This is a genomic window from Actinoplanes sp. NBC_00393, from assembly GCF_036053395.1.
Classification (GTDB): Bacteria; Actinomycetota; Actinomycetes; order Mycobacteriales; family Micromonosporaceae; genus Actinoplanes.
In genome coordinates this window covers 1685827-1704181 of record NZ_CP107942.1, presented here as the reverse complement: position 1 = coordinate 1704181, position 18355 = coordinate 1685827, and the positions used below count along the sequence as shown (strand labels likewise).

22 protein-coding genes are annotated in these 18355 nt (G+C 70.2%); 12 read left to right on the top strand and 10 right to left on the bottom strand.

Going from position 1 to position 18355, the window contains the following annotated elements:
* The first annotated feature begins 51 nt into the window (after positions 1-51).
* Complete coding sequence (locus tag OHA21_RS07770) at positions 52-888, top strand: CPBP family intramembrane glutamic endopeptidase (RefSeq protein ID WP_328471657.1); 837 nt, start codon at positions 52-54, stop codon at positions 886-888.
* 48 nt (positions 889-936) lie between these two features.
* Positions 937-2118, top strand: coding sequence for an MFS transporter (locus tag OHA21_RS07765; protein ID WP_328471655.1), 1182 nt, complete (start codon positions 937-939; stop codon positions 2116-2118).
* On the opposite strand, the gene OHA21_RS07760 is transcribed toward OHA21_RS07765, so the two are convergent.
* Positions 2105-3064: an ArsR/SmtB family transcription factor gene (locus tag OHA21_RS07760; RefSeq protein ID WP_328471653.1), complete on the bottom strand. Its 960-nt coding sequence runs from the start codon at positions 3062-3064 to the stop codon at positions 2105-2107. The genes OHA21_RS07765 and OHA21_RS07760 overlap by 14 nt on opposite strands.
* 22 nt (positions 3065-3086) lie before the next feature.
* Here OHA21_RS07760 and OHA21_RS07755 point away from each other — a divergent pair, with 22 nt between their 5' ends.
* Positions 3087-4331 (top strand): MFS transporter, encoded by a 1245-nt coding sequence (locus tag OHA21_RS07755; protein WP_328471651.1) that lies wholly within the window; start codon positions 3087-3089, stop codon positions 4329-4331.
* Positions 4332-4345: 14 nt separating this feature from the next.
* Here OHA21_RS07755 and OHA21_RS07750 read toward each other — a convergent pair whose 3' ends face one another.
* Complete coding sequence (locus OHA21_RS07750; protein WP_328471649.1) at positions 4346-5740, bottom strand: RICIN domain-containing protein; 1395 nt, start codon at positions 5738-5740, stop codon at positions 4346-4348.
* Complete coding sequence (locus OHA21_RS07745) at positions 5737-7155, bottom strand: ricin-type beta-trefoil lectin domain protein (RefSeq protein ID WP_328471647.1); 1419 nt, start codon at positions 7153-7155, stop codon at positions 5737-5739. Before OHA21_RS07745 ends, OHA21_RS07750 begins: the two co-directional genes overlap by 4 nt.
* A gap of 299 nt (positions 7156-7454) precedes the next feature.
* Between OHA21_RS07745 and OHA21_RS07740 the strand changes: the two genes are divergently transcribed.
* Both OHA21_RS07740 and OHA21_RS07735 read left to right on the top strand, forming a co-directional pair.
* Positions 7455-7688 carry a hypothetical protein gene (locus OHA21_RS07740; protein ID WP_328471645.1) on the top strand — a complete coding sequence of 78 codons (234 nt, stop codon included), beginning with the start codon at positions 7455-7457 and terminating at the stop codon, positions 7686-7688.
* 952 nt (positions 7689-8640) lie between these two features.
* Complete coding sequence (locus tag OHA21_RS07735) at positions 8641-9306, top strand: META domain-containing protein (RefSeq protein ID WP_328471643.1); 666 nt, start codon at positions 8641-8643, stop codon at positions 9304-9306.
* A 94-nt stretch (positions 9307-9400) separates the two neighbouring features.
* Here OHA21_RS07735 and OHA21_RS07730 read toward each other — a convergent pair whose 3' ends face one another.
* Both OHA21_RS07730 and OHA21_RS07725 read right to left on the bottom strand, forming a co-directional pair.
* Positions 9401-10510, bottom strand: a complete 1110-nt coding sequence (locus tag OHA21_RS07730; RefSeq protein WP_328471641.1) for a 5-methyltetrahydropteroyltriglutamate--homocysteine S-methyltransferase — start codon at positions 10508-10510, stop codon at positions 9401-9403.
* Positions 10511-10548: 38 nt separating this feature from the next.
* The gene (locus tag OHA21_RS07725) at positions 10549-11118 is read right to left on the bottom strand and encodes a TetR/AcrR family transcriptional regulator (RefSeq protein ID WP_328471639.1); all 570 of its coding nucleotides are present in this window, start codon (positions 11116-11118) and stop codon (positions 10549-10551) included.
* Between the two features lie 82 nt (positions 11119-11200).
* Here OHA21_RS07725 and OHA21_RS07720 point away from each other — a divergent pair, with 82 nt between their 5' ends.
* Positions 11201-11773 (top strand): dihydrofolate reductase family protein, encoded by a 573-nt coding sequence (locus OHA21_RS07720; protein ID WP_328471637.1) that lies wholly within the window; start codon positions 11201-11203, stop codon positions 11771-11773.
* Here the strand turns inward: OHA21_RS07720 and OHA21_RS07715 are convergent.
* From OHA21_RS07715 to OHA21_RS07705, 3 genes are read right to left on the bottom strand one after another with little or no spacing between them, the layout of a single operon-like run.
* Positions 11758-12030 (bottom strand): hypothetical protein, encoded by a 273-nt coding sequence (locus OHA21_RS07715; RefSeq protein ID WP_328471635.1) that lies wholly within the window; start codon positions 12028-12030, stop codon positions 11758-11760. The genes OHA21_RS07720 and OHA21_RS07715 overlap by 16 nt on opposite strands.
* A 55-nt stretch (positions 12031-12085) precedes the next feature.
* Positions 12086-12241, bottom strand: coding sequence for a hypothetical protein (locus OHA21_RS07710; protein ID WP_328471633.1), 156 nt, complete (start codon positions 12239-12241; stop codon positions 12086-12088).
* Between the two features lie 16 nt (positions 12242-12257).
* On the bottom strand, positions 12258-12665 hold the full coding sequence (locus tag OHA21_RS07705; RefSeq protein ID WP_328471631.1) for a RidA family protein: 408 nt from the start codon (positions 12663-12665) through the stop codon (positions 12258-12260).
* 34 nt (positions 12666-12699) lie between these two features.
* On the opposite strand from OHA21_RS07705, the gene OHA21_RS07700 reads away from it, so the two are divergent.
* Entirely contained in the window at positions 12700-13308 is a 609-nt protein-coding gene (locus OHA21_RS07700; RefSeq protein ID WP_328471629.1) for a TetR/AcrR family transcriptional regulator, read from the top strand.
* On the opposite strand, the gene OHA21_RS07695 is transcribed toward OHA21_RS07700, so the two are convergent.
* Both OHA21_RS07695 and OHA21_RS07690 read right to left on the bottom strand, forming a co-directional pair.
* Positions 13239-13895, bottom strand: a complete 657-nt coding sequence (locus tag OHA21_RS07695; RefSeq protein WP_328471627.1) for an NADPH-dependent F420 reductase — start codon at positions 13893-13895, stop codon at positions 13239-13241. The genes OHA21_RS07700 and OHA21_RS07695 overlap by 70 nt on opposite strands.
* Positions 13892-14923: an LLM class flavin-dependent oxidoreductase gene (locus tag OHA21_RS07690; RefSeq protein ID WP_328471625.1), complete on the bottom strand. Its 1032-nt coding sequence runs from the start codon at positions 14921-14923 to the stop codon at positions 13892-13894. Before OHA21_RS07690 ends, OHA21_RS07695 begins: the two co-directional genes overlap by 4 nt.
* A 71-nt stretch (positions 14924-14994) precedes the next feature.
* On the opposite strand from OHA21_RS07690, the gene OHA21_RS07685 reads away from it, so the two are divergent.
* The 5 genes from OHA21_RS07685 to OHA21_RS07665 all read left to right on the top strand — a co-directional run bounded on the left by OHA21_RS07685 (position 14995) and on the right by OHA21_RS07665 (position 17928).
* Positions 14995-15453 carry a MarR family winged helix-turn-helix transcriptional regulator gene (locus tag OHA21_RS07685; RefSeq protein ID WP_328471623.1) on the top strand — a complete coding sequence of 153 codons (459 nt, stop codon included), beginning with the start codon at positions 14995-14997 and terminating at the stop codon, positions 15451-15453.
* A gap of 52 nt (positions 15454-15505) precedes the next feature.
* Positions 15506-15946: a hypothetical protein gene (locus OHA21_RS07680; RefSeq protein WP_328471621.1), complete on the top strand. Its 441-nt coding sequence runs from the start codon at positions 15506-15508 to the stop codon at positions 15944-15946.
* 263 nt (positions 15947-16209) lie between these two features.
* The gene (locus OHA21_RS07675; protein ID WP_328471619.1) at positions 16210-16563 is read left to right on the top strand and encodes a GntR family transcriptional regulator; all 354 of its coding nucleotides are present in this window, start codon (positions 16210-16212) and stop codon (positions 16561-16563) included.
* Positions 16560-17705 carry a DUF1648 domain-containing protein gene (locus tag OHA21_RS07670; RefSeq protein WP_328471617.1) on the top strand — a complete coding sequence of 382 codons (1146 nt, stop codon included), beginning with the start codon at positions 16560-16562 and terminating at the stop codon, positions 17703-17705. The genes OHA21_RS07675 and OHA21_RS07670 overlap by 4 nt, the downstream gene beginning before the upstream one ends.
* A 52-nt stretch (positions 17706-17757) precedes the next feature.
* The gene (locus OHA21_RS07665; protein ID WP_328471615.1) at positions 17758-17928 is read left to right on the top strand and encodes a hypothetical protein; all 171 of its coding nucleotides are present in this window, start codon (positions 17758-17760) and stop codon (positions 17926-17928) included.
* The last annotated feature ends 427 nt before the right edge of the window (positions 17929-18355 follow it).

The following is an 18355-nucleotide window of genomic DNA, read 5'->3' as shown; positions in this document are numbered from 1 at the left end:
GCCCGCCGGAACAGCGAGCGTGGAGGCATACCCATTGATGAGGAGCCCACCATGATCCGCCGTCATCCGCTCGTCGCGTTCTTCGTTCTCACCTTCGCCATCGGCTGGTCGCCGTGGCCGTTGTACGCCGCCGGAGTCCTGCCGGACACCAACTTCCTGCCGATCGCCCCGCTCATCTCGGCCCTGATCGTCGCCGCTGTCACCCAGGGTCTGGCGGGGCTGCGCGACATCGGCGTCCGCATGATCCGCTGGCGGGTCCCCTGGTACTGGTACGCCGTGGCAGTCGGCCTGCCGCTCACCGTGATCTTCGGAACCGCCTGGGCGAACGTCCAGCTGGGCGGTACGCCGTGGTCGCTGGCCGCCTTCGCCTGGGGCAACCTGGCCATGATGTTCGCGCTGCGCTGGGTCAACCCGCTCGACGGCCCGCTGGCCGAGGAACCGGCCTGGCGCGGCTACGCCCAGCCGCACCTGCAGGCACTGCGGTCCCCGCTGGCCACCGCCGGAATCCTCGGCGCGATCGTCGCCGTCTGGCACCTTCCGCTGGTCTTCTTCACCGAGGGCAACCCGATCGGCTGGCTCGGCGTGCCGACCACCTTCGTGATCACCATCGTCTACAGCTGGCTGTTCAACCGCGCCCGCGGCAGCGTGCTGATCGTGATGCTGTTCCACATCGTCCAGGGCACGTTCGTCCCGGCCACCTTCGGCTACGAGGGCGGCGCCGACCTGGACCGGATGATGTGGCTCGGCCTGGCCGCCTGGACCGTGATCGCCGCCGCCGTCGTCCTGCTCGACCGGGACGCCTGGCGGACCGCACCCCACGACGCCGTCGACCCGCCGAGCCGCCGCCCGGCAGGCCAGGTGCTCGCCACCCCGGTCGTTCAGCCCTGACCCCACCCGCCACCGGCCGTACCCGTATCGATGGGTACGGTCGGTGGCATGCCGACCCTGACCAGCGCCGGGCGTCGGCGATCGATCATCACGCTGGTGGTGGTCTGCCAGAGCACCCAGGGGCTGATCTTCGGCGGGCTGGCGCTGTTCCTGCCGCTGATCCGCAGCGATCTGGGGCTCAGCTTCACCCAGGCCGGCACGCTGGCCGCGGTCACCAATCTGGTGTACGCGCTGATGCAGGTCCCGTCCGGCTACCTGGCCGACCGGTTCACGCCGCGCCGCCTGTTCCTGGTCGGTCTGCTCGGGACGAACCTGCTGGCAGCCATGTTCACCGTGCTCACCTCGTACGAAATGCTGCTCTTGAACCAGGCTCTGTCCGGATTCTTCCGGGCTCTGGTGTTCGCGCCCGGCCTGCTGCTGATGACCCAGCAGTTCCCGTCCGGGCGCCGGGCCACCGCCATGGGCCTGTACGTGGCCGGCGGCTTCTCCTCGAACATCCTGCTCAGCTCGCTGGGCCCGCTGCTGGTCCGCCCGCTCGGCTGGCAGTTGCTCTTCGTGCTCTTCGCCGCCGGTGGCCTGCTGGCGTGCGCGCTGTACTCGTGGGTGGGTGCCGGCGACAGCCCGCCCGCCAACGGCAGCGTGCGGATCCGGGACCTGCCCGCCCTGCTCCGGCATCCGATCATGTGGCTGACCGGCGTCATCCAGTTCGCCCGGCTCGCCGTCGCGCAGGGCTTCACGTTCTGGCTGCCGACCTATCTGGTCGTCGACCGCGGGCAGTCACTGGCCACGGCCGGGCTGGTGGCTGCGCTGGGTTCCGCGGTGACCGCTCCGGCCAACTTCCTGGGCGGGTACGTCTCCGACCGCATCGGCCGTCCCCTGCTGATCATCGGCGGTTCCCTGGCCGGGCTGACCGCCGGTCTGGCGCTGCTCACCTATGTGTCCGGCATGGTCGGGGTGCTGGCCGTCGTCGCGCTCGTCTCGGTGTTCGTCCAGGTCTACTTCGGGCCGCTGTTCGCCGTACCGCTGGAGGTTCTCGGCGCGGAGCGCGCCGGCCTGATCAGCGGCTTCGGCAACTTCTGCGCCAACCTGGGCAGCTTCGCCTTCGTCTATGCGCTGGGCGCGGTGAAGGACGCCACCGGCTCCTTCCGGGTCGGCTTCCTCAGCCTGGCCGCCTTGTGCCTGGTGGCCCTGGCCGCCACCTGGATGGCCCGCCCGCTCATGCGCCGCTGACCGCGAGCAGCCGGTCGGCCAGCTCGGTCCGCCGGTAGAGCACCGATCGCCCGTGCCGGGCGCTGGTCAGCAGGCCGGCGGCGCGCAGCGCACGCAGATGCTGGTTGACCGCGGCCGAGGTGACACCGAGGCCGACGGCGAGCTCGGTCGACGAGGCCGGCACGCCGAGCCGGCTGAGCAGGCCGGCCCGCGGCGCGCCGAGCAGTTCGGCGAGGGCGCCCGGCGCCGGCAGCGGTTCGGGTTCCCAGAGCGTCCCGATGCCCCTCGCCGGATACATGATCATCGGCGGCTCGTCCGGGGCGATCGGCGTGGAGGCGCCCGTGGTCCACGTGCTCGGCACCAGCGTGAGGCCGCCGGTGGCCGGGCGGGTGTAGTTGTGCGTGCGGGCCCGCAGGTTCACCTCGACGACGCCGCCGGTCAGGGTGACCCGCTCGGAGAGGCCGGCGAACATCGCGGCCAGCCCGTGCTGGGCGGACTCGCGACCGCGGTACGTGACGTCCGCGTCGAGCAGCGCCCGCATCCGGGGCCAGTGCGGGGCGAAGCAGACGTCCCAATATCCGGTCAGCGCGTCCATGATCCGACCGAGTGGCCGTTTTCCGCGCAGCGGCTCGGGAAGCGTCGTGTACAGCAGGCGCAGATCGCGGTCGACCACGGCCGGCCGGGTGACAGCCACCACGGCGAGTTCGTCGTCGAGGCGGGTCAGCGGGGACCGCGGCCGCGGGGTCAGGAAGTCCGGGGTCCACAACCGGTCGCTGACCAGTGCGTTCAGCATCGGGACGTCGAGCTGGTCGCGGAGGTGGTGCAGCTCGCGCAGCCACGGCAGGTGCATCGGATAACGGCCGGGGTCGCGCCAGGCCCGCAGCGACAGGACCAGCTCGTTGAGCGGGGAGATGGCGAACCGCACCCCGGCCAGGTCCGGGCCGGCCAGCTCGTAGCGAACGACCATGAAGCCATACGCTACATCAATCGTGTCGATCGGCTCGGGCTGCGAGAACTGGTGGGTGACCATTCGCAGCCCGATCGAACGGGCCCTCACCTGGGCGACGGTGACCGGCGCCACCGCCAAGGGCGTCCTCTTCGGAGTCAGCGCCCTGTACTTCACGACCGTCGTCGGGCTCAGCCCTGGCGTGGTCGGCGCGGGCCTGACCGTGGCGGGCGGCGCCGGGATCATCGCCGCCTTCGGCGCGGGGCGCCTCAGCGATCGCTTCGGCGCTCACCGCGTGTTGATCACGGCAACGGTCGGCCAGGGCGCCGCACTCGCGGTCTACTGCTTCGCGCGTACGCTCATCGCGTTCTTGATCGTGGCATGCCTGGCGGCCGGCACCCAGGCCGCGCAGCGCACCGCCCAGGCGACTCTGCTGGCCCGGCACTTCACCGGACCGGGCCGGATCGAAACCCGGGCCCGGTTGCGAGTCGCCACCAACGTCTTCGTCGGTGTCGGCTCGGCGCTCGCCGCCGCAGCGCTCGCGGTCGGAACGGCCGCCGCCTACACGACAGCGATGCTGGTCGCGGCGCTGCTGGTCCTCTACTCCACGGTCCCGCTGCGCGTGCTGCGCGGACTGCCGCACGAGAGCGCCGCCGCGCCCGGGACCACACCGGCCGCCGGCCGCTCCCCGCTGCGTGACCGGCGCTATCTGGCGGTGGCCGGGCTCAACGCGGTGGTCACCCTGCACTTCGGGCTGCTGACGGTCGGGGTGCCGCTGTGGATCGCCGGGCACACGGACGCGCCCGCGGCGACCGTGGCTCTGCTGCTGGTCCTCAACACGATCGTCGTGGTGCTCTTCCAGGTGCGCGCCGCCCGCCTCGTCCCGGACGTGCCCACCGCCGGCAAGGTGGTCTTCCAGGCCACCCTGCTGCTCGCCCTGGCCTGCCTGCTGTACGCGGCCGCGGCACTGGGCAGTGTCGTGATCGCGGTCGCCGTGCTGATCCTCGCCGTGCTCGCGCACAGTGCCGCCGAGGTCCTCTCCGAGGCCGGCGGCTGGGAACTGGCCTTCGAACTGGCGGATCCCCGCAACGCCGGCGCCTATCAGGGGGTGAGCCAGACCGGTTTCGCGATCGGCGCCGCGCTGGCCCCGGCGGTGGTGACGGCCACCGCGATCGGTCACGGCACCGCCGGCTGGCTGCTGCTCGGCGGGATCTTCCTGGCCGCCGGCACCGGCACGCACGTGGTCACGGCCCGGTCCTCAGCGCGGCCCGTCGTGCGGCAGCGCTGAGGACCGGCGTGGAATCAGGAAGCGGTACGCGACCACTGCTGGTTGGTGCCGGATCCGCAGGTGTACTGCTGGATGTCGGCGCCGTCGGCGGTGTTGGCACTGACCACGTCGAGGCACTTGCCGCTGTGCCGCGCGACCAGGCGGAAGTAGCCGCTGTACGACTGCCACTGCCACTGCTGATTGGTGCCACCGCCACACGTGTACTGGATGACGTTGGCGCCGTCGGCGGTGGACGAGGACGCCACGTCGAGGCACTTGCCGCTGTTCTGGTTGACCACGTTGACGTAGCCACCACCCGCGTCGCGGAACTCCCAGCGCTGGTTCGCGCCGCTGTTCCAGCCCCACTGCTTGATCTCGGCGTTGTTCGCGACCGACGAGCTGATCACGTCCATCACCTTGCCGCTGTTGCGGTTGGTCACCCGGTAGTAGGTGACCGGGTTGCCGGCCACCGTCCCGGCCGCCGTGTCGATCGTGACGGTCGGGTACCAGTTCAGGCTCATGCTGGTCGCCGACGGGAAGGTGATCGGCAGCCAGACGTACTGGGAGTCGTTGACCGGGCCGCTCCACGCGCCCGCCCAGCGATCGCCCATGTAGAGGAAGCTGTTGCCGACCGGCAGCACGTAGGTCGGCTGCGAGCGGAACGTGGTGCTGTCACCGGTGTTGGTCCAGCCGGTCCACGGGCCGCTGATCGACGACGCGGTGGCGTACTTGGCCTGGTTCGGATTCCAGCCGGTGGCGCCCGAGGTGAGCAGGAAGTACGTGCTGCCCCGCTTGAACATGGCCGGCGCCTCGCGGTGCGCGTCGTTCCAGAAGTTGCCGACCAGCGTCGCCACGTTCAGATAGTCGGCGGTGAGCCGGTAGATGTGCAGGTCGTAGTTCTCGTCGGCGGCGGAGATCATGTACGCGGTGCCGCCGTCGTTGTACAGCGTGATGTCCCGCGACATGTGGCCGAGGGGGCGGAAACTGCCGTGGTACGTGTACGTCCCGTCGATCGTCGCCGACGACGCCACCGCGGCCCGGGCCTCGCTGTAGTTCTGCCCGTTCTCCTTGTGCATCCACATCACGTACCGGCCGGTCGACGCGTTGTAGATGACCTTCGGCCGCTCGATGTTGGCGCCCTGCAACTCGGCGCCGGCCGACGGGGTGAGCACGTTGTTGCGGAACTCCCAGGTGCGCAGGTCGGTGGAGCGGTAGACGGAGACGGCCCGGAAGGTGTTGTCGGCGTTGCGGTTCTCGCCGAACCAGTAGTAGTAGCTGCCTTCCTTGAGGATGCCGCCGCCGTGGGCGTGCACGACGTTGCCGCTGGTGTCGGTGAACTGCACGCCATTGGTGACGGTCACCGGCGCGGCGTGAGCGACGCCCGGGGTCAGGAGGAGAAGGACCATTACTGCCGCGAAGATCTTCTTCATGACGTCACCCGCGTCCACTGTTGATTCGTTCCGGAGTGACAGGCGTACTGGCTGATGTCCACGCCGTCCGCCGTGCCAGAAGCCACTACATCCAGACATTTGCCGCTGTGTCGCGCCACGAGCCGAGAGCCTTGCCATTGCCACTGCTGGTTGGCGCCGCCACCGCACGTGTACTGGATGACGTTGGCGCCGTCGGCCGTCGATCCCGACGCCACATCCAGGCACTTGCCGCTGAAACGGTTGACGATCCGCAGGTAGCCGGTGCCCAGATCCTCGAAGGCCCACTGCTGGTTCAGGCCGCCGTTCCAGCCGTACTGCTTGACCTCGGCGCTGTTGGCCACCGACGAGCCGACCACGTCGAGGACCCGGCCGCTATTGGTGTTGACGACCCGGTAGTGCGGCAGCGCGACGTTGCCACCGCCGTCCAGGCCCCAGGAGTGCCGCAGCTGATCACGACCGGACACGCTGGTCGTGGAGAGCGACAGATTCGTGCCGCTGCCGTTGATCTGCTGCAGGCGGTACCAGTCGTTCGGGCGTACCCCCGGCCAGTAGACCGTGCCCAGCCCGAGCGATCGGGCCTCCGCGGCGGTGCCGCGGATGAAAGCGACGAAGCTGTCGGTCGCGGTGGGCGCGTTGTAGTTACGGCCGTCCGTCATCGGGGCGCCGAATTCGGTGATCAAAACCCGGTCCGCGTACGGGCCGACGCTGGTCTGCAGCGATTCGCGCCAGGCGTCCTCGGTGAGCCTGGCGGTGTCGAAGAACTGGTAGGTGTGCCGTGAGATCAGCGTCCCGTCGAACCGGCTGTCGCTGCCGATCGTGGTGAGCCGCTGGTTGTAGCCGGCGCCGCTGATGATCACCCGGCCGCGGGGAACGTTTCCATACCGGCTGAGCCACTCGGCGGCCAGGTTCTTCCAGTCCGCGTCGCTGTAGGCGTACGGCTCGTTGAACGGCTCGAAGTAGATGTTGGCGTTGCCCGCGTAGCGGTTGACGATGGTCTGCCACATCGACCAGAACTGGGGAAGATCGTCGACTGATCCGTCCCGGTCGGCGGCGCTCTCCCAATAGCTCAGGATGACCCGCATGCCCTTGCTGCTCGCCATGTCGATGGCGCCGATGTACGAGTTCCAGTAGGCGCCGGAGACGGTCGGGTAGTTGACCGGCATCCGGACGGTGTTGGCGCCCAGGTTGTTCTGGAAGCCGGTGAGGATGTCGTCCGCCTTGGCCTGCGTGGTGGCGTAGCTGTCCGATGTGCTCAGCCCGCCCAGGACCAGGGTGTCGTTAACAAAGTTGTCGCGTTCGTCGGCCCAGTTGACGCCGCGGAATCCGTTCGTCGCCGCCTGCGCTGCCGGCGCGCCCGGTACCACCAGAAGGGCTGCGACCAGTAAGCCGCCGGCCCAGAACCGCCCATGTCTCATTGCGCGGCCTTTCCTCGGGGGGAGGGGATTGCGGCGATGTTAACGTAACCATCCACGCTTGACTATGTGTTACCGCGATGTTTCGCTCGTTACGTCCGAGCTTCGGGAGTATCGATGCGTACGCCGGCTCTGCTTCTGTTCGCCGCCGGCCTTCCCGCCGCGGCGGCCGCGCACTACACCTACGACGACGTACCGGGCGATTTCGCCCTCCGGCACTTCAGCATCGAGCACGACCCGGCCCAGATTCTGCCGCTGCTTACGCTCGCTACCTGGTCAATTACGTTCAGGAGTATGCCGGGGTGCCGGTCGACTACCTCACCGTGCAGAACGAGCCGCAGAACCGGCACCCGAGCGGCTACCCCGGCACCGACCTCCCGGTCCGGCAGGCGGTCCCGGTCTCCACGGCGCTCGGCCGACTCCGCCCGGCGACGGCCCGGAGACCGATTACCCACGCCGTCTGCTCGCCCGGCGGCGCCCTGGCCACCTTCACTGGCCCCGCTGCCCGCGGGTCCCTCTTGATCGGCTTCGCCTGACCGGCGCCACCGCCGTCGCGCATCCTTCGGGCGAGAACGTCGCCGCCGCGATCGACGACGACGCGTCCACCCGCTGGTCCAGCGGCACCGCCCAGGAACCCGGCCAGTTTCTGCAGGTCGACCTCGGCCGGATCCGCGAGTTCCGCCGGTCGCGATCGAGAGCGGCGGCCACCTCGGCGACTACGCCCGAGGCTGGGAGCTGGCAGTCAGCACCGACGGCACACGCTGGCGGACGGTCGCGACGGGCACCGGCGCCGGTCAGCTAACGAACGTCGACCTGCGGGTTGTCCGAGCCCGCCATCTACGGATCACCACGACCGCGGTCGCCGCCAACTGGTGGAGCATCGCCGACCTGCGGCTCTACCGGTGAGCCCAGTTCGCGGACCGGCCGCCAAAGCCAATGCCAGCTGGTCAACAGGGCTGTTCCGGGCGCCCGGAAGCAGCCGTGAGGGCCAGCTGGGCAAGATCTCGCCCGGGTGGCGCAGGGGTGCGCCGGGGCCGGCTCGCTGCGGTCTGCTGGCGTGCACGCACCGAACGGGAGCGCTGTAGCGTGCGCTGGTGCTGGGTCGGCGCGGGGCGGAGGCGCGGGGCCGGCTGGTGTGGTGAGTCTTGATCATGGGGTCGCGGCGGAACCCGGGGTGCGGGTGCCGCGTCGTAGGTTGTAGCGGCTGTGCGGCCGGCGGAGCCAGGGTGGGGAGTTCTCATGCGGTTGCGGGTGATCGGCGTGATGCTTGTCGGGGCGTTCGTCGCCGGCTGTGGTGGTCAGACTCCTGATGGAGGGCCGGGTGAGGCGCCGGCGACCACGGGGGCGTCAGGCAGTGCGCCGGCGGCGGTGAGCAGTGGGAGTGACGTTTCGGCTCTGGTCGGGCTGTGGAAGTTGGCGGGGACGGATGAGGCTGACGGGGTTGTGCTCCGGATCGCCAATGATGAGATCGGGGTTTTCCGGCCCTGCATGACGCTCATGGGGCAGTGGTATGCGAACACCGACGGGCAGTTCGTGGCGGATCTGAACGCCTTCAGTTCGCATCCGGACGAGAAGGGATGCGCCTCGGTCAAGGAGCCGGCGGACACCGCGGAGGTCGTGCCGGAGTGGCTGGCGCGGGCTGCGGCGTTCCGGGCCGAGGGGGGCGAGCGGCTGCTGCTCGACCGGGACGGTGGGACGGTTGCGCGGTTGCAGCCGGGGGCCAAGCCGGTCAAGCGGTCCACGATGGCGTCCGAGGTGACTGGCGTTCCGGTGGTCACCGATGAGACGCGCGCGGAGCTGAACGCCGTGGCGGCGCCGCTGCCGGCGAACCTGACCGCGGCGACCAGCGCGACTCTGCTCGGCAAGTGGAAGCCGGACCCGATGCCGCAGGGGACGCAGGAGCCGGGGCCGTTCGCCGAGTTCCTGGCGGACGGGAAGTGGACGGGCAGCGACGGCTGCAACGGGCAGGGTGGCCGCTGGCTGTCCGGGCCGAACGGGTCGCTGCTGGCCACGCAGGGGCCGATGACCCTGATCGGATGCGCGGGCGCCCCGATCGGGCAATGGATGACCGAGGCGCGCCGAGCCGGGTTCGACGGTCAGACGCTGGTCCTGCTGGACGGTGCCGGTAAGGAGGTCGGGCGCCTGGTCGAATGAGCCGTGCTTCAGCCCGGCGGCCGCGCTGGAACCGGGCGTAGCTGCTTGATCGCGAGGCGGTCGGGGCAGAGCGCGTAGGCGTACCCCGCAAAGGTCAGCCCCAGATCTCCTCGGCGGTCTCGGCGATCAAGCGAAGCTTGGCGACCTCTTCCTCGTAGGTGAGGACGTTGCCCTCGACGGTGGACGAGAAACCGCACTGCGGGGAGAGGCAGAGCTGGTCGAGGGGTACGTATTCGGCGGCTTCGTCGATGCGGCGTTTCAGGGTGTCCTTGGATTCGAGAGCGCCCTTTTTCGTGGTGACCAGGCCGAGGACGACCATCTTGCCGGGCGGGACGAACCGCAGGGGGGCGAAGCCGCCGGAGCGCTCGTCGTCGTACTCGAGGAAGAAGCCGTCGACGGCGAGTTCGCTGAACAGGGCCTCGGCGACGAAGTCGTAGCCGCCCTCGGCGGCCCACGAGGAGCGGAAGTTGCCGCGGCACATGTGGGTGGTGACGGACAGGCCGGCCGGGCGGTCGGCGATCGCCGCGTTGATCTGGCGGATGTAGCGCAGGTGCTGGTGTTCGGCGTCGTCGCCGCGGGCGTTGAGCAGCTCGCGCTGGGCCGGGTCGTTGAGGTAGGCCAGGCTGGTGTCGTCCAGCTGGAGGTAGCGGCAGCCGAGGTCGGCGACGCGGCGGACCTGCTCGGCGTAGGCGGCGCTCAGGTCGGACCAGAACTGCTCCTCGTCGGGGTACACCGAAGGGTCGATGGCGGCGCGGCCGCCGCGGTAGTGAACCATGCTCGGTGACGGGATGGTGAGCTTGGCGGTGACGCCGTCACCCACCTCGTTCGCCAGGAAGGTGAAGTCGTCGCCGAAGATCGTCTCGGTGAGCCGGACCGGAGCGTCGATCGCGAGCGCCGCCGACTCGAAATCCAGCTCACCGTCGGCGTTGCGGAAGTGGACCTGGATCTTCTCGTCGGTCGGCCGGATCCCGCCCAGGCGGTAGATGAAGTCCATGTGCCAGGAAGTCCGGCGGAACTCGCCGTCGGTGGCCGAGCGCAGGCCCACGTCGCGCTGCATGCGGACCACGTCGCGGATGGCCTCGTCCTCGATGGCGCGTAACTCGTCGCCGGTGACGCCCTGCGAGCGGGCTTTCAGCAGGTGGGGCGGGCGCAGCAGGCTGCCGACGTGGTCGGCCCGGAACGGCGGGGTGTCACGAAGCGTCATCGTCGATCCTCCCGTGGAGATTCACCCTGCTGGATACCCTAGCCGCCGATCAGGCGGTCGACGAAGGCTTCCACCACCTTGTCCGGGTCGGCGTCGGCGCCGATCGAGGTGGTCAGCAGGTCGAGCAGCAGACCGTCCAGGGCGTAGTGCAGCAGGGCGATCTCGAACGCGCCGCCGGCCAGGCCGGTGGTGGCGTGGAAGGCGACGTCGTCCTGGTAGCCGCGGCGCAAAGTGTCGCCGAGGATCGCGGCTAGGCCGGGACGACGGGCCGCTTCCAGCCGCAGTTCGATCAGGGCGCGGGTCAGCTCAGGCTGCCGGGTAGTGCGTTCGACGATGTAGCGCAGGTAGTCGACCCAGAGCTCCCGGCTGGGCTCGCGGGCGGCCAGTCTCGCCACCACCTCGGGATCAGGAGCGAAGCGTTCCATGATCCGCTCGCCGAGGGCGCCGAGCAGGGCGTCGCGGGAGCGGAAGTAGTTCGACGCGGTGCCGACGGGCACGCCGGCCTCGGTGTCGACGGCCCGGTGGGTGAGGCCGCGAGCACCGCTGTCGGCGAGCACCCGCAGACCGGCGTCGGTGAGGGTGCGGCGGCGTTCCGGATTTCTGGGCATGCGAACAGGCTAGCAATAACCACTACAGGTGCTGTAGTTTCTCAACCACAACAGCCATAGTGGTTATCGTGAAGGAGTTCTGATGCGAAAGCTCGTGTACTTCGTGGCCAGCACGATCGACGGCTACATCGCGGCGCCGGACGGCACGTGGGAGTGGATCGGCATCCACGACGACGTCACGGCGTTCATGAACGCGCAGTTCCCCGAGACGGTGCCCACGCATGTGCGCGCCGCGCTGGGCCTCGACCTGACGGACAACAAGGTCTTCGACACGGTGCTGATGGGCCGGCACACGTACGATCCGGCCCTACAGGTCGGCATCACGAGTCCGTACGCACATCTGCGCCAGATCGTCTTCTCCCGCTCGATCACCTCCTCGCCGGATCCAGCGGTGGAGATCGTCGCCGAGGATCCGGCCACTTTCGTGGGCAAGCTCAAACAGGAGCCCGGCAAGGACATCTGGCTGGCCGGCGGCGGCAACTTCGCCGGCCAACTGCTGGCGGAGATCGACGAGCTGGTGATCAAGCTGAACCCGATCATCGCCGGGGCGGGCATCCCGCTGGCCGCGGCCGGGTTCGACCCGCACCGGTTCGCGCTCACCGACGCGACGCCGCTGGGCAGTGGTGTGGTGGTGCTGCGCTACCGGGCGCTGTAAAGGGCGAGGTCACCGACCAGGACAAGGGCGGCTGCCACCGACAGCCGCCGCGTCGAGAGCACCGGATCCCTGGTGCGCATCGCGACCGCGGCGATAAGCACGCCGGCCAGGTTGACCGGTGCGGCGATCAGCACCGGGATCCAGGCCCGGGCCGCCTCCGCCTCGGCGGCGGCCAGGGCCGGGCCCAGCATCGGGACGATCGCCAGGAACGCCAGGAACAGGCCGACCGACCAGCGCAGTTCCCGGGTGTCGTCCACGGGCCTCCCCACACTCGGCTCATATTGACCAGCGTCGCGCCCCACGGGAACGTCACTAACTGGAGCGCGGCGGGGTGTCCGGGCCGGTCACCCGGCCGGGCAGGTCGTTGTCGTCCGGGTGGTGCTCCGGGGTCGGGGCGGGGCCGGACTTCTTGTCGTCCGGCGTATCGGTCAGGTCGATCGGGCGTTCGTCGGGTTCGCTGATAGTCATCACCTGGGCGTACCCGTCAGTCGAGGACGGCAATCGCCTCCACCTCGACGAGCAGGTCCGGCTCACCCAACCCGGCGACGCTGAGCAGGGTGATCGGCTTGACCGGGTCGACGCCGAGCTTCGCGGCGGCTCGGGCCACACCCTCGCCGAGCAGCGGAAACTTCTCCGGGGACCAGTCGACGACGTAGATCGTCAGTTTGGCCACGTCGTCGAAGGTGCCGCCGGCCGCGGCCAGCGCCGTACCGATGTTGAGGTAGGCCTGCTCGACCTGGGCGGCGAAGTCGCCGGGACCGACGGGCGTGCCGTCGGCGTCGCGGGCCACCTGGCCCGCCAGGAACACCATCCGGGAGCCGGTGGCGATCGACATCTGCCGGTACACATCCGGCTTGGGCAGTCCGTCGGGGTTCATCAGCGTCACAGCCATGCCTATGTATAGCACTGCTATGTATAGTGGCGCCATGGCACGCACCAAGGACCCGGCGGTTCGCACCCTGCTGATCGAGCGGGCCGCGCAGATGCTGCGGGCCCGCGAGCCGGTCACCCTGCGTGCCGTGGTGGCCGGCACGGGTGTGTCGACGATGGCCGTGTACACGTACTTCGGCGGCATGGACGGCCTGTGGCGAGCCATGCGCCAGGAGGGCTTCACCCGCCTGGCAGCCGAGCTCGCCACCGTCCCGCTGTCCACCGACCCGGTCCGCGACCTGGCCGCTCTCGGCTCCGCCTACCTGGCGAACGCCGTGGCGAACCCGGATCTGTACCGGGTGATGTTCGACGCCGGCTTCGACCTGGAGGACCCGGCCGCCGCCGACGAGTCGCTGCACAACCTGGTCCGCGCCGTCGAGCGGGCCAGGGAGCAGGGCCGGTTCCGCGCCGACGTCGACCCGCCGACCGTGGCCGTCCAGGCCTGGGCCATCGGTCACGGGCTGGCGTCGCTGGTGACGACCGGCCCCCTGCCCCCTGCCGCGCTCGGCAACGGCGTGCCGATGCTGACCGCCCTCTACGTGAGCTGCGGCGACGACCCCTCGGCCTGCCGGCGCTCGGTCGAGTCCGGCTGGCGGCTGGGGTAGCGGTCGAGCATCGCGCGCACCTCGGCGGCGTCGACGTTCGCGCCGAACAGTTCGGTGCCGGGCTCCATGCGTACGCCTTCGCTCAGCGGCCCGGCGATCACCGGGTCGAACCCGAGTGCGTCGACGACAGCTGCGGCCTCGTCGACAGCACCGGCCGGCCCGGCGACGGCGATGCCCTTCCGCTGGTTCGCCTCCAGATCGTGGTAGCCCATGTGGTTGAAGCCCTTCACCACCCGCGACTCCGGGAGGAACCGCTGCACGATCTCGCTGGAGGAGGTCAGGTCGTCGCGGATGCCGTCCACCTCCCACCAGTAGTTCATCGCGTCGATGACGAGCTTGCCGCGCAGCGCCTCGACCGGCAGGGTGCGGTACTTGCCGAGCGGCAGAGCGAGGATCACCACGTCCGCGCGCCCGGCCGCCTCGGCAGCGGTCACCGCGGCGGCGCCCGGCGTGACCACCTCGACGATCAGGGCGATCTTCGCCGGGTCGCCGGAACCCGCGATCAGTACGTCGTACCCCGCTCTGATCGCCAGCCGGGCCAACGCCGTGCCGAGCTTGCCGGCGCCCAGAATGCCGATCGTCGTCATCGCTGCACCAACTCCCGGACCATCGGCGCGACCTTGGCGCCGAACAGCTCCACCGCACGCAACCGGGCACTGACCGGCTGAGCGCCGGCCGTGTAGATCATGTCGAACCGGCCCACGCCGAGCGCGGTGATCGCCGCGGCCATCTTGCGGGCCACCGTCTCCGGCGAGCCGATGTAGAGCGAGCCGTGCTCCACCTCGGCGTCGAACTCGGCCTTGCGCAGCGGCGGCCACCCGCGCAGCGCGCCGATCCGGTCCCGCTGCACCTTGTAGTACGGGTAGAAGATCTCCTTCGCCTCCTCGTCGGTGTCGGCCAGGAAGCCGGGCGAGTGCATGCCGACCGGGTGCGCGACCGTGCCCAGCTGATCGGCGGCCCGCCGGTACAGGTCGATGTACGGCGCGAACCGCTCCGGCTGCCCGCCGATGATCGCGAGCATCAGGGGCAGACCGTGCCGGGCGGTACGCACCACCGACTGCGGTGACCCACCGACACCGACCCAGGTGGCCAGTCGCCCGGACTCGGTCTTCGGGAACACGTCGGCGTCGGCCAGCGCGGCCCGGGTGGTGCCGTTCCAGGTGACCGGCTTCTCGTCGAGCAGCTTCACGAACAGGTCGAGCTTCTCCTCGAAGAGCACCTCGTAGTCGCTCATGTCGTAGCCGAACAGCGGGAACGACTCGGTGAACGACCCGCGCCCGAGGATCACCTCGGCCCGCCCGCCGGCGAGGGCGTCGACCGTGGCGAAGCGCTGGAAGACGCGTACCGGGTCGTCGGAGCTGAGCACGGTGACGCCGGAGCCCAGCTTGATCCGCTCGGTGCGGGTGGCGATCCCGGCGAGCACGGTCTCCGGGGTGGAGATCGAGTACTCCGGGCGGTGGTGCTCGCCGAGCGTGATCGCGTCGACGCCGAGCTGGTCGGCGAGCACCGCCTCGTCGACCACCTGCCGGATCGCGGCGGCGTGCGAGACGAGTGCGCCGGAGTCGTCCTCCGGCACGTCGCCGAAGGTGTCGAGGCCGAGAACGAGGTCGGTCATGGCACTGCCTCCAAGACAATTGACGTGTCAATCAGTATGATTGACGTGTCAACAGCAGGAGGTGTGTGGTTATGCCCGGGGCACGCAAACTCCCCACCCGCGACGAGCTCGCCGTCTGGCGGGAGTACATCGAGACCGCCGAGGTGCTGCGCGCCCGGCTCACCGCCCGCCTGCACCAGGACACCGGGCTCTCCCCCGGCGACTACGCGGTCCTGCTCGCGCTCAGCGAGGCCGACGGCAACCGGGTGCGTTCCTCCGAACTGGCCGACCGGATCAACTGGGAACGCAGCCGGCTCTCCCATCACCTGGCCCGGATGCAGCGCCGCGGCCTGATCCGGCGGGAGGAGTGCCTGGACGACAACCGCGGCGCCGAGGTGGTCCTGGAGAAAGCCGGCGCCGACGCCTTCCACCGGGCGACCGTTCCGCACCTGACCGCGGTCCGCGAGTTGTTCGTCGACGCACTCGACGCCGAACAGCTGGAGTCCCTGGCCGGGATCACCGGGGCGCTGCGGGCCCACCAGGGTGCCTGAACCAGGGATCTCCACGGGCTCGATCAGCCGCCGCGCCGGGCAGGCTGAACGCATGTCGACGATTCGATTCCACCAGGTCACCACCGCCACCCCCGAGCAGTTCGTCGCCGGGCTCACCGACTTCGGGCCGGGCCGGCAGGAGCTCTTCGCCAACAGCGCCGACGAGTCCCTGATCGTGCACTCGCGTTCGCCCTACTCCGCCGACGTCACCGAGGGTTCCGGCGGCATCTGGGAGCGGCTGAGCTACGACTGGTCCGACCCGCGCCGGGTGACGATGAAGACGACCGACTCCAATGTGTGGGGTGGGGAGTCGGGTCACACGTACACGCTGACGCCGCGACCGGACGGAACCACCGCGGTCGATGTGATCGTCGTCCGCGAGGGCAAGAACCTGAAGGGCCGGATCGTCGGGTTCCTGCTCGGCACGGTCGCCAAGGCGTTCCTCGGCAAGGCGCTGAAGCAGACCGTCAAGGCCATCGAGCAGCGGCGATAGCTCGCCAGAACCTGCCGCAGCCGGTGCGGCTCGGTCACCCTTGGCTTCCCGGTCGCGGTTTCCCCCATTTCCGGTACGGGCCGAGTCCGTCCCAACCCCAGCTACCCCGTTCCGCCGCACCGCGCGATCAGGCACGCATCACGGCCCCAGCGCGGCCGCCGGGCCCATGTAGCCACTCCAGGCCGACGACCCCGCCCCGGCCGGGCCTCCAGCGCATCTCCGGCCGGGTCGCGGGTCGAGCATTGTTATAGTAGAATGCAAACATGTTGTTCCGGGTGGACGTCGCGGCGGCCGAACCGCTGGCTGATCAGATCGCGGCTCAGGTGCGAGGCGGCATCATGCGCGGCGACGTGTCGCCGGGTGAGCGCCTGCCCTCGGCGCGCGAGCTGGCCGACGTGCTGGACGTCAACCTGCACACCGTGCTGCGGGCATACGCGCAGTTGCGTGACGAGGAGCTGATCGAGCTGCGCCGCGGCCGGGGCGCCGTGGTGCGCGGCGACGCCGACGCCACCCGGCTGCGGCTGGTCGAGTTGGCCCGGGAGTTCGTCCGCGAGGCCAAACGGCAGGGACTGGAGGAGGCAGAGATGCTGGCGATCGTGAAGGAGGCACAGCCGTGAGAAGACTGTGGGCAGCGGCGGCATTGGTCTGGCTACCCCTGGCCGTCACCGTGGCCACCTGGTCCGCGTGGTCCGACCGGCTGCCATCCAGGCTCGCCACGCACTGGAACGGCGCCGGCGACCCCGACCGATTCAGCTCCACCACCGGTTTCCTGGCCGCCATGCTGACCGTCGGCATCGTGGCCGGGGTGACTGCGCTGGTCGCGGCCTTCATCGCAACGCGCGCAGCCCACACCGTCGCAAGCGCAGGCCACACCGTCGGAAGCGCAGGCCACACCGTCGGCAGCGCAGGCCACACCGTCGGCAGCGCAGGCCACACCGTCGGCAGCGCAGGCCACACCGTCGGCAGCGCAGGCCACACCGTCGGGAGCGCGGGCTTCGCCGGAGACAAAGCGGGCCAGGCGGGGAACGAGGCGGGCCTCGCCGCGGTTGAGCGTGCGGCGCGGCTTCTGTCGGGTGCCCGGTTCATGCTGATCGCGGCGGGCGCAGTGTCCGGCGCTGCGGCCGGGATGTGGGTTGCCACCGCTACGGCGACGCTCGCGGACCCGGGCGACCCGCGGCTCGGGTGGCGGCTGCTGTACTTCGGGGTCGGCCTGGCCTGGGGTCTCGTGGTGCGCGCGGCGGCCGGCAAGAGTTCACGCCCGGTGCTGCCGGTGGCGCCCGCGGTCGATCCGCTCGACCTGGGGCCGACGGAGCGGGCGGCGTACAGCACGACGCTGCGTTCCCCGATGCTCGCCGGTGTGACGCTGGTGTCCGCCGCAGTGGTCGCCGTGCTCGCGGTGACGACCGAGTCGATGCTCTGGCTCGTGGCGGTGGTTCCGTTGCTGGCCGGGCTGACGTTCGGGCGGATCCGGGTCAGCGTCGACCGGCGGGGGTTGCGGCTGGTGGCCGGCCTGATCGGCGTACCGATCAAGCAGATCCCTCTCACCGACATCGCCGGCGCCGAAACTGCGGAGATCGTCCCCACGGAGTGGGGCGGCTGGGGTTACCGCGTCATGCCGGGCCGGACCGCCCTGGTGCTGCGCGGCGGCCCCGGTCTGGTGCTGCAGTTGCGCGACGGGCGCCGGTTCGCCGTCACGCTGGACGACCCGCGTACCCCGGCTGCCCTGCTGACCGCACTCCTGGCCCGGGCACACAGTTGATCGTTGTCCCGATTCGCCGTCGCGCCGCCGCGTGCGGGACGACGATGAGGAGATGACAGCGAAACACGAACCCGCCGAACCGAAGAAGATCCACGGCGACAAGTTGGCCGCTTTGTTCCGGCCCGCTGCGCAGCGCGAGGAAGACGAGAACGGCGCCGACAGCGACGTCCGCCTGCTGCCTCGGCACCCAGCGGCCAAGAACACCCACGTCGTCCGCCGCTGACTTCCAGCCCCGGCTGGCTCTCAGTGCTGCTTCCGCCGCCGCCAAACAGCCGTCAGAGCCAGCCGGGTCGGTTCGGCTGGCGCTGACGGCTGTTTCCAACGCGCCAAAACAGCCGTGAGAGCCAGCCCTGATTGCTCAGCTGACCCTGACGGTCGCTTCCCGCCCACGGAAACAGCCGTGAGCGCCAGCCCGGGATGCTCGGCTGACCCTCACGGTCGCTTCCCACCCACGGAAACAGCCGTGAGCGCCAGCCCAGGATGCTCGGCTGACGCTCACGGTCGCTTCCCACCCGGAAACAACCCTGAGAGCCGGCCGAACCCGCCCGGCTGACGGTGACGGCTGCTTCCGGCACGACGAAACGACACTGAGAGCCAGCCGGACCGGACCGGCTGGCGGTGAGCGCTGCTTCGGGCGCGCGGAAACGACA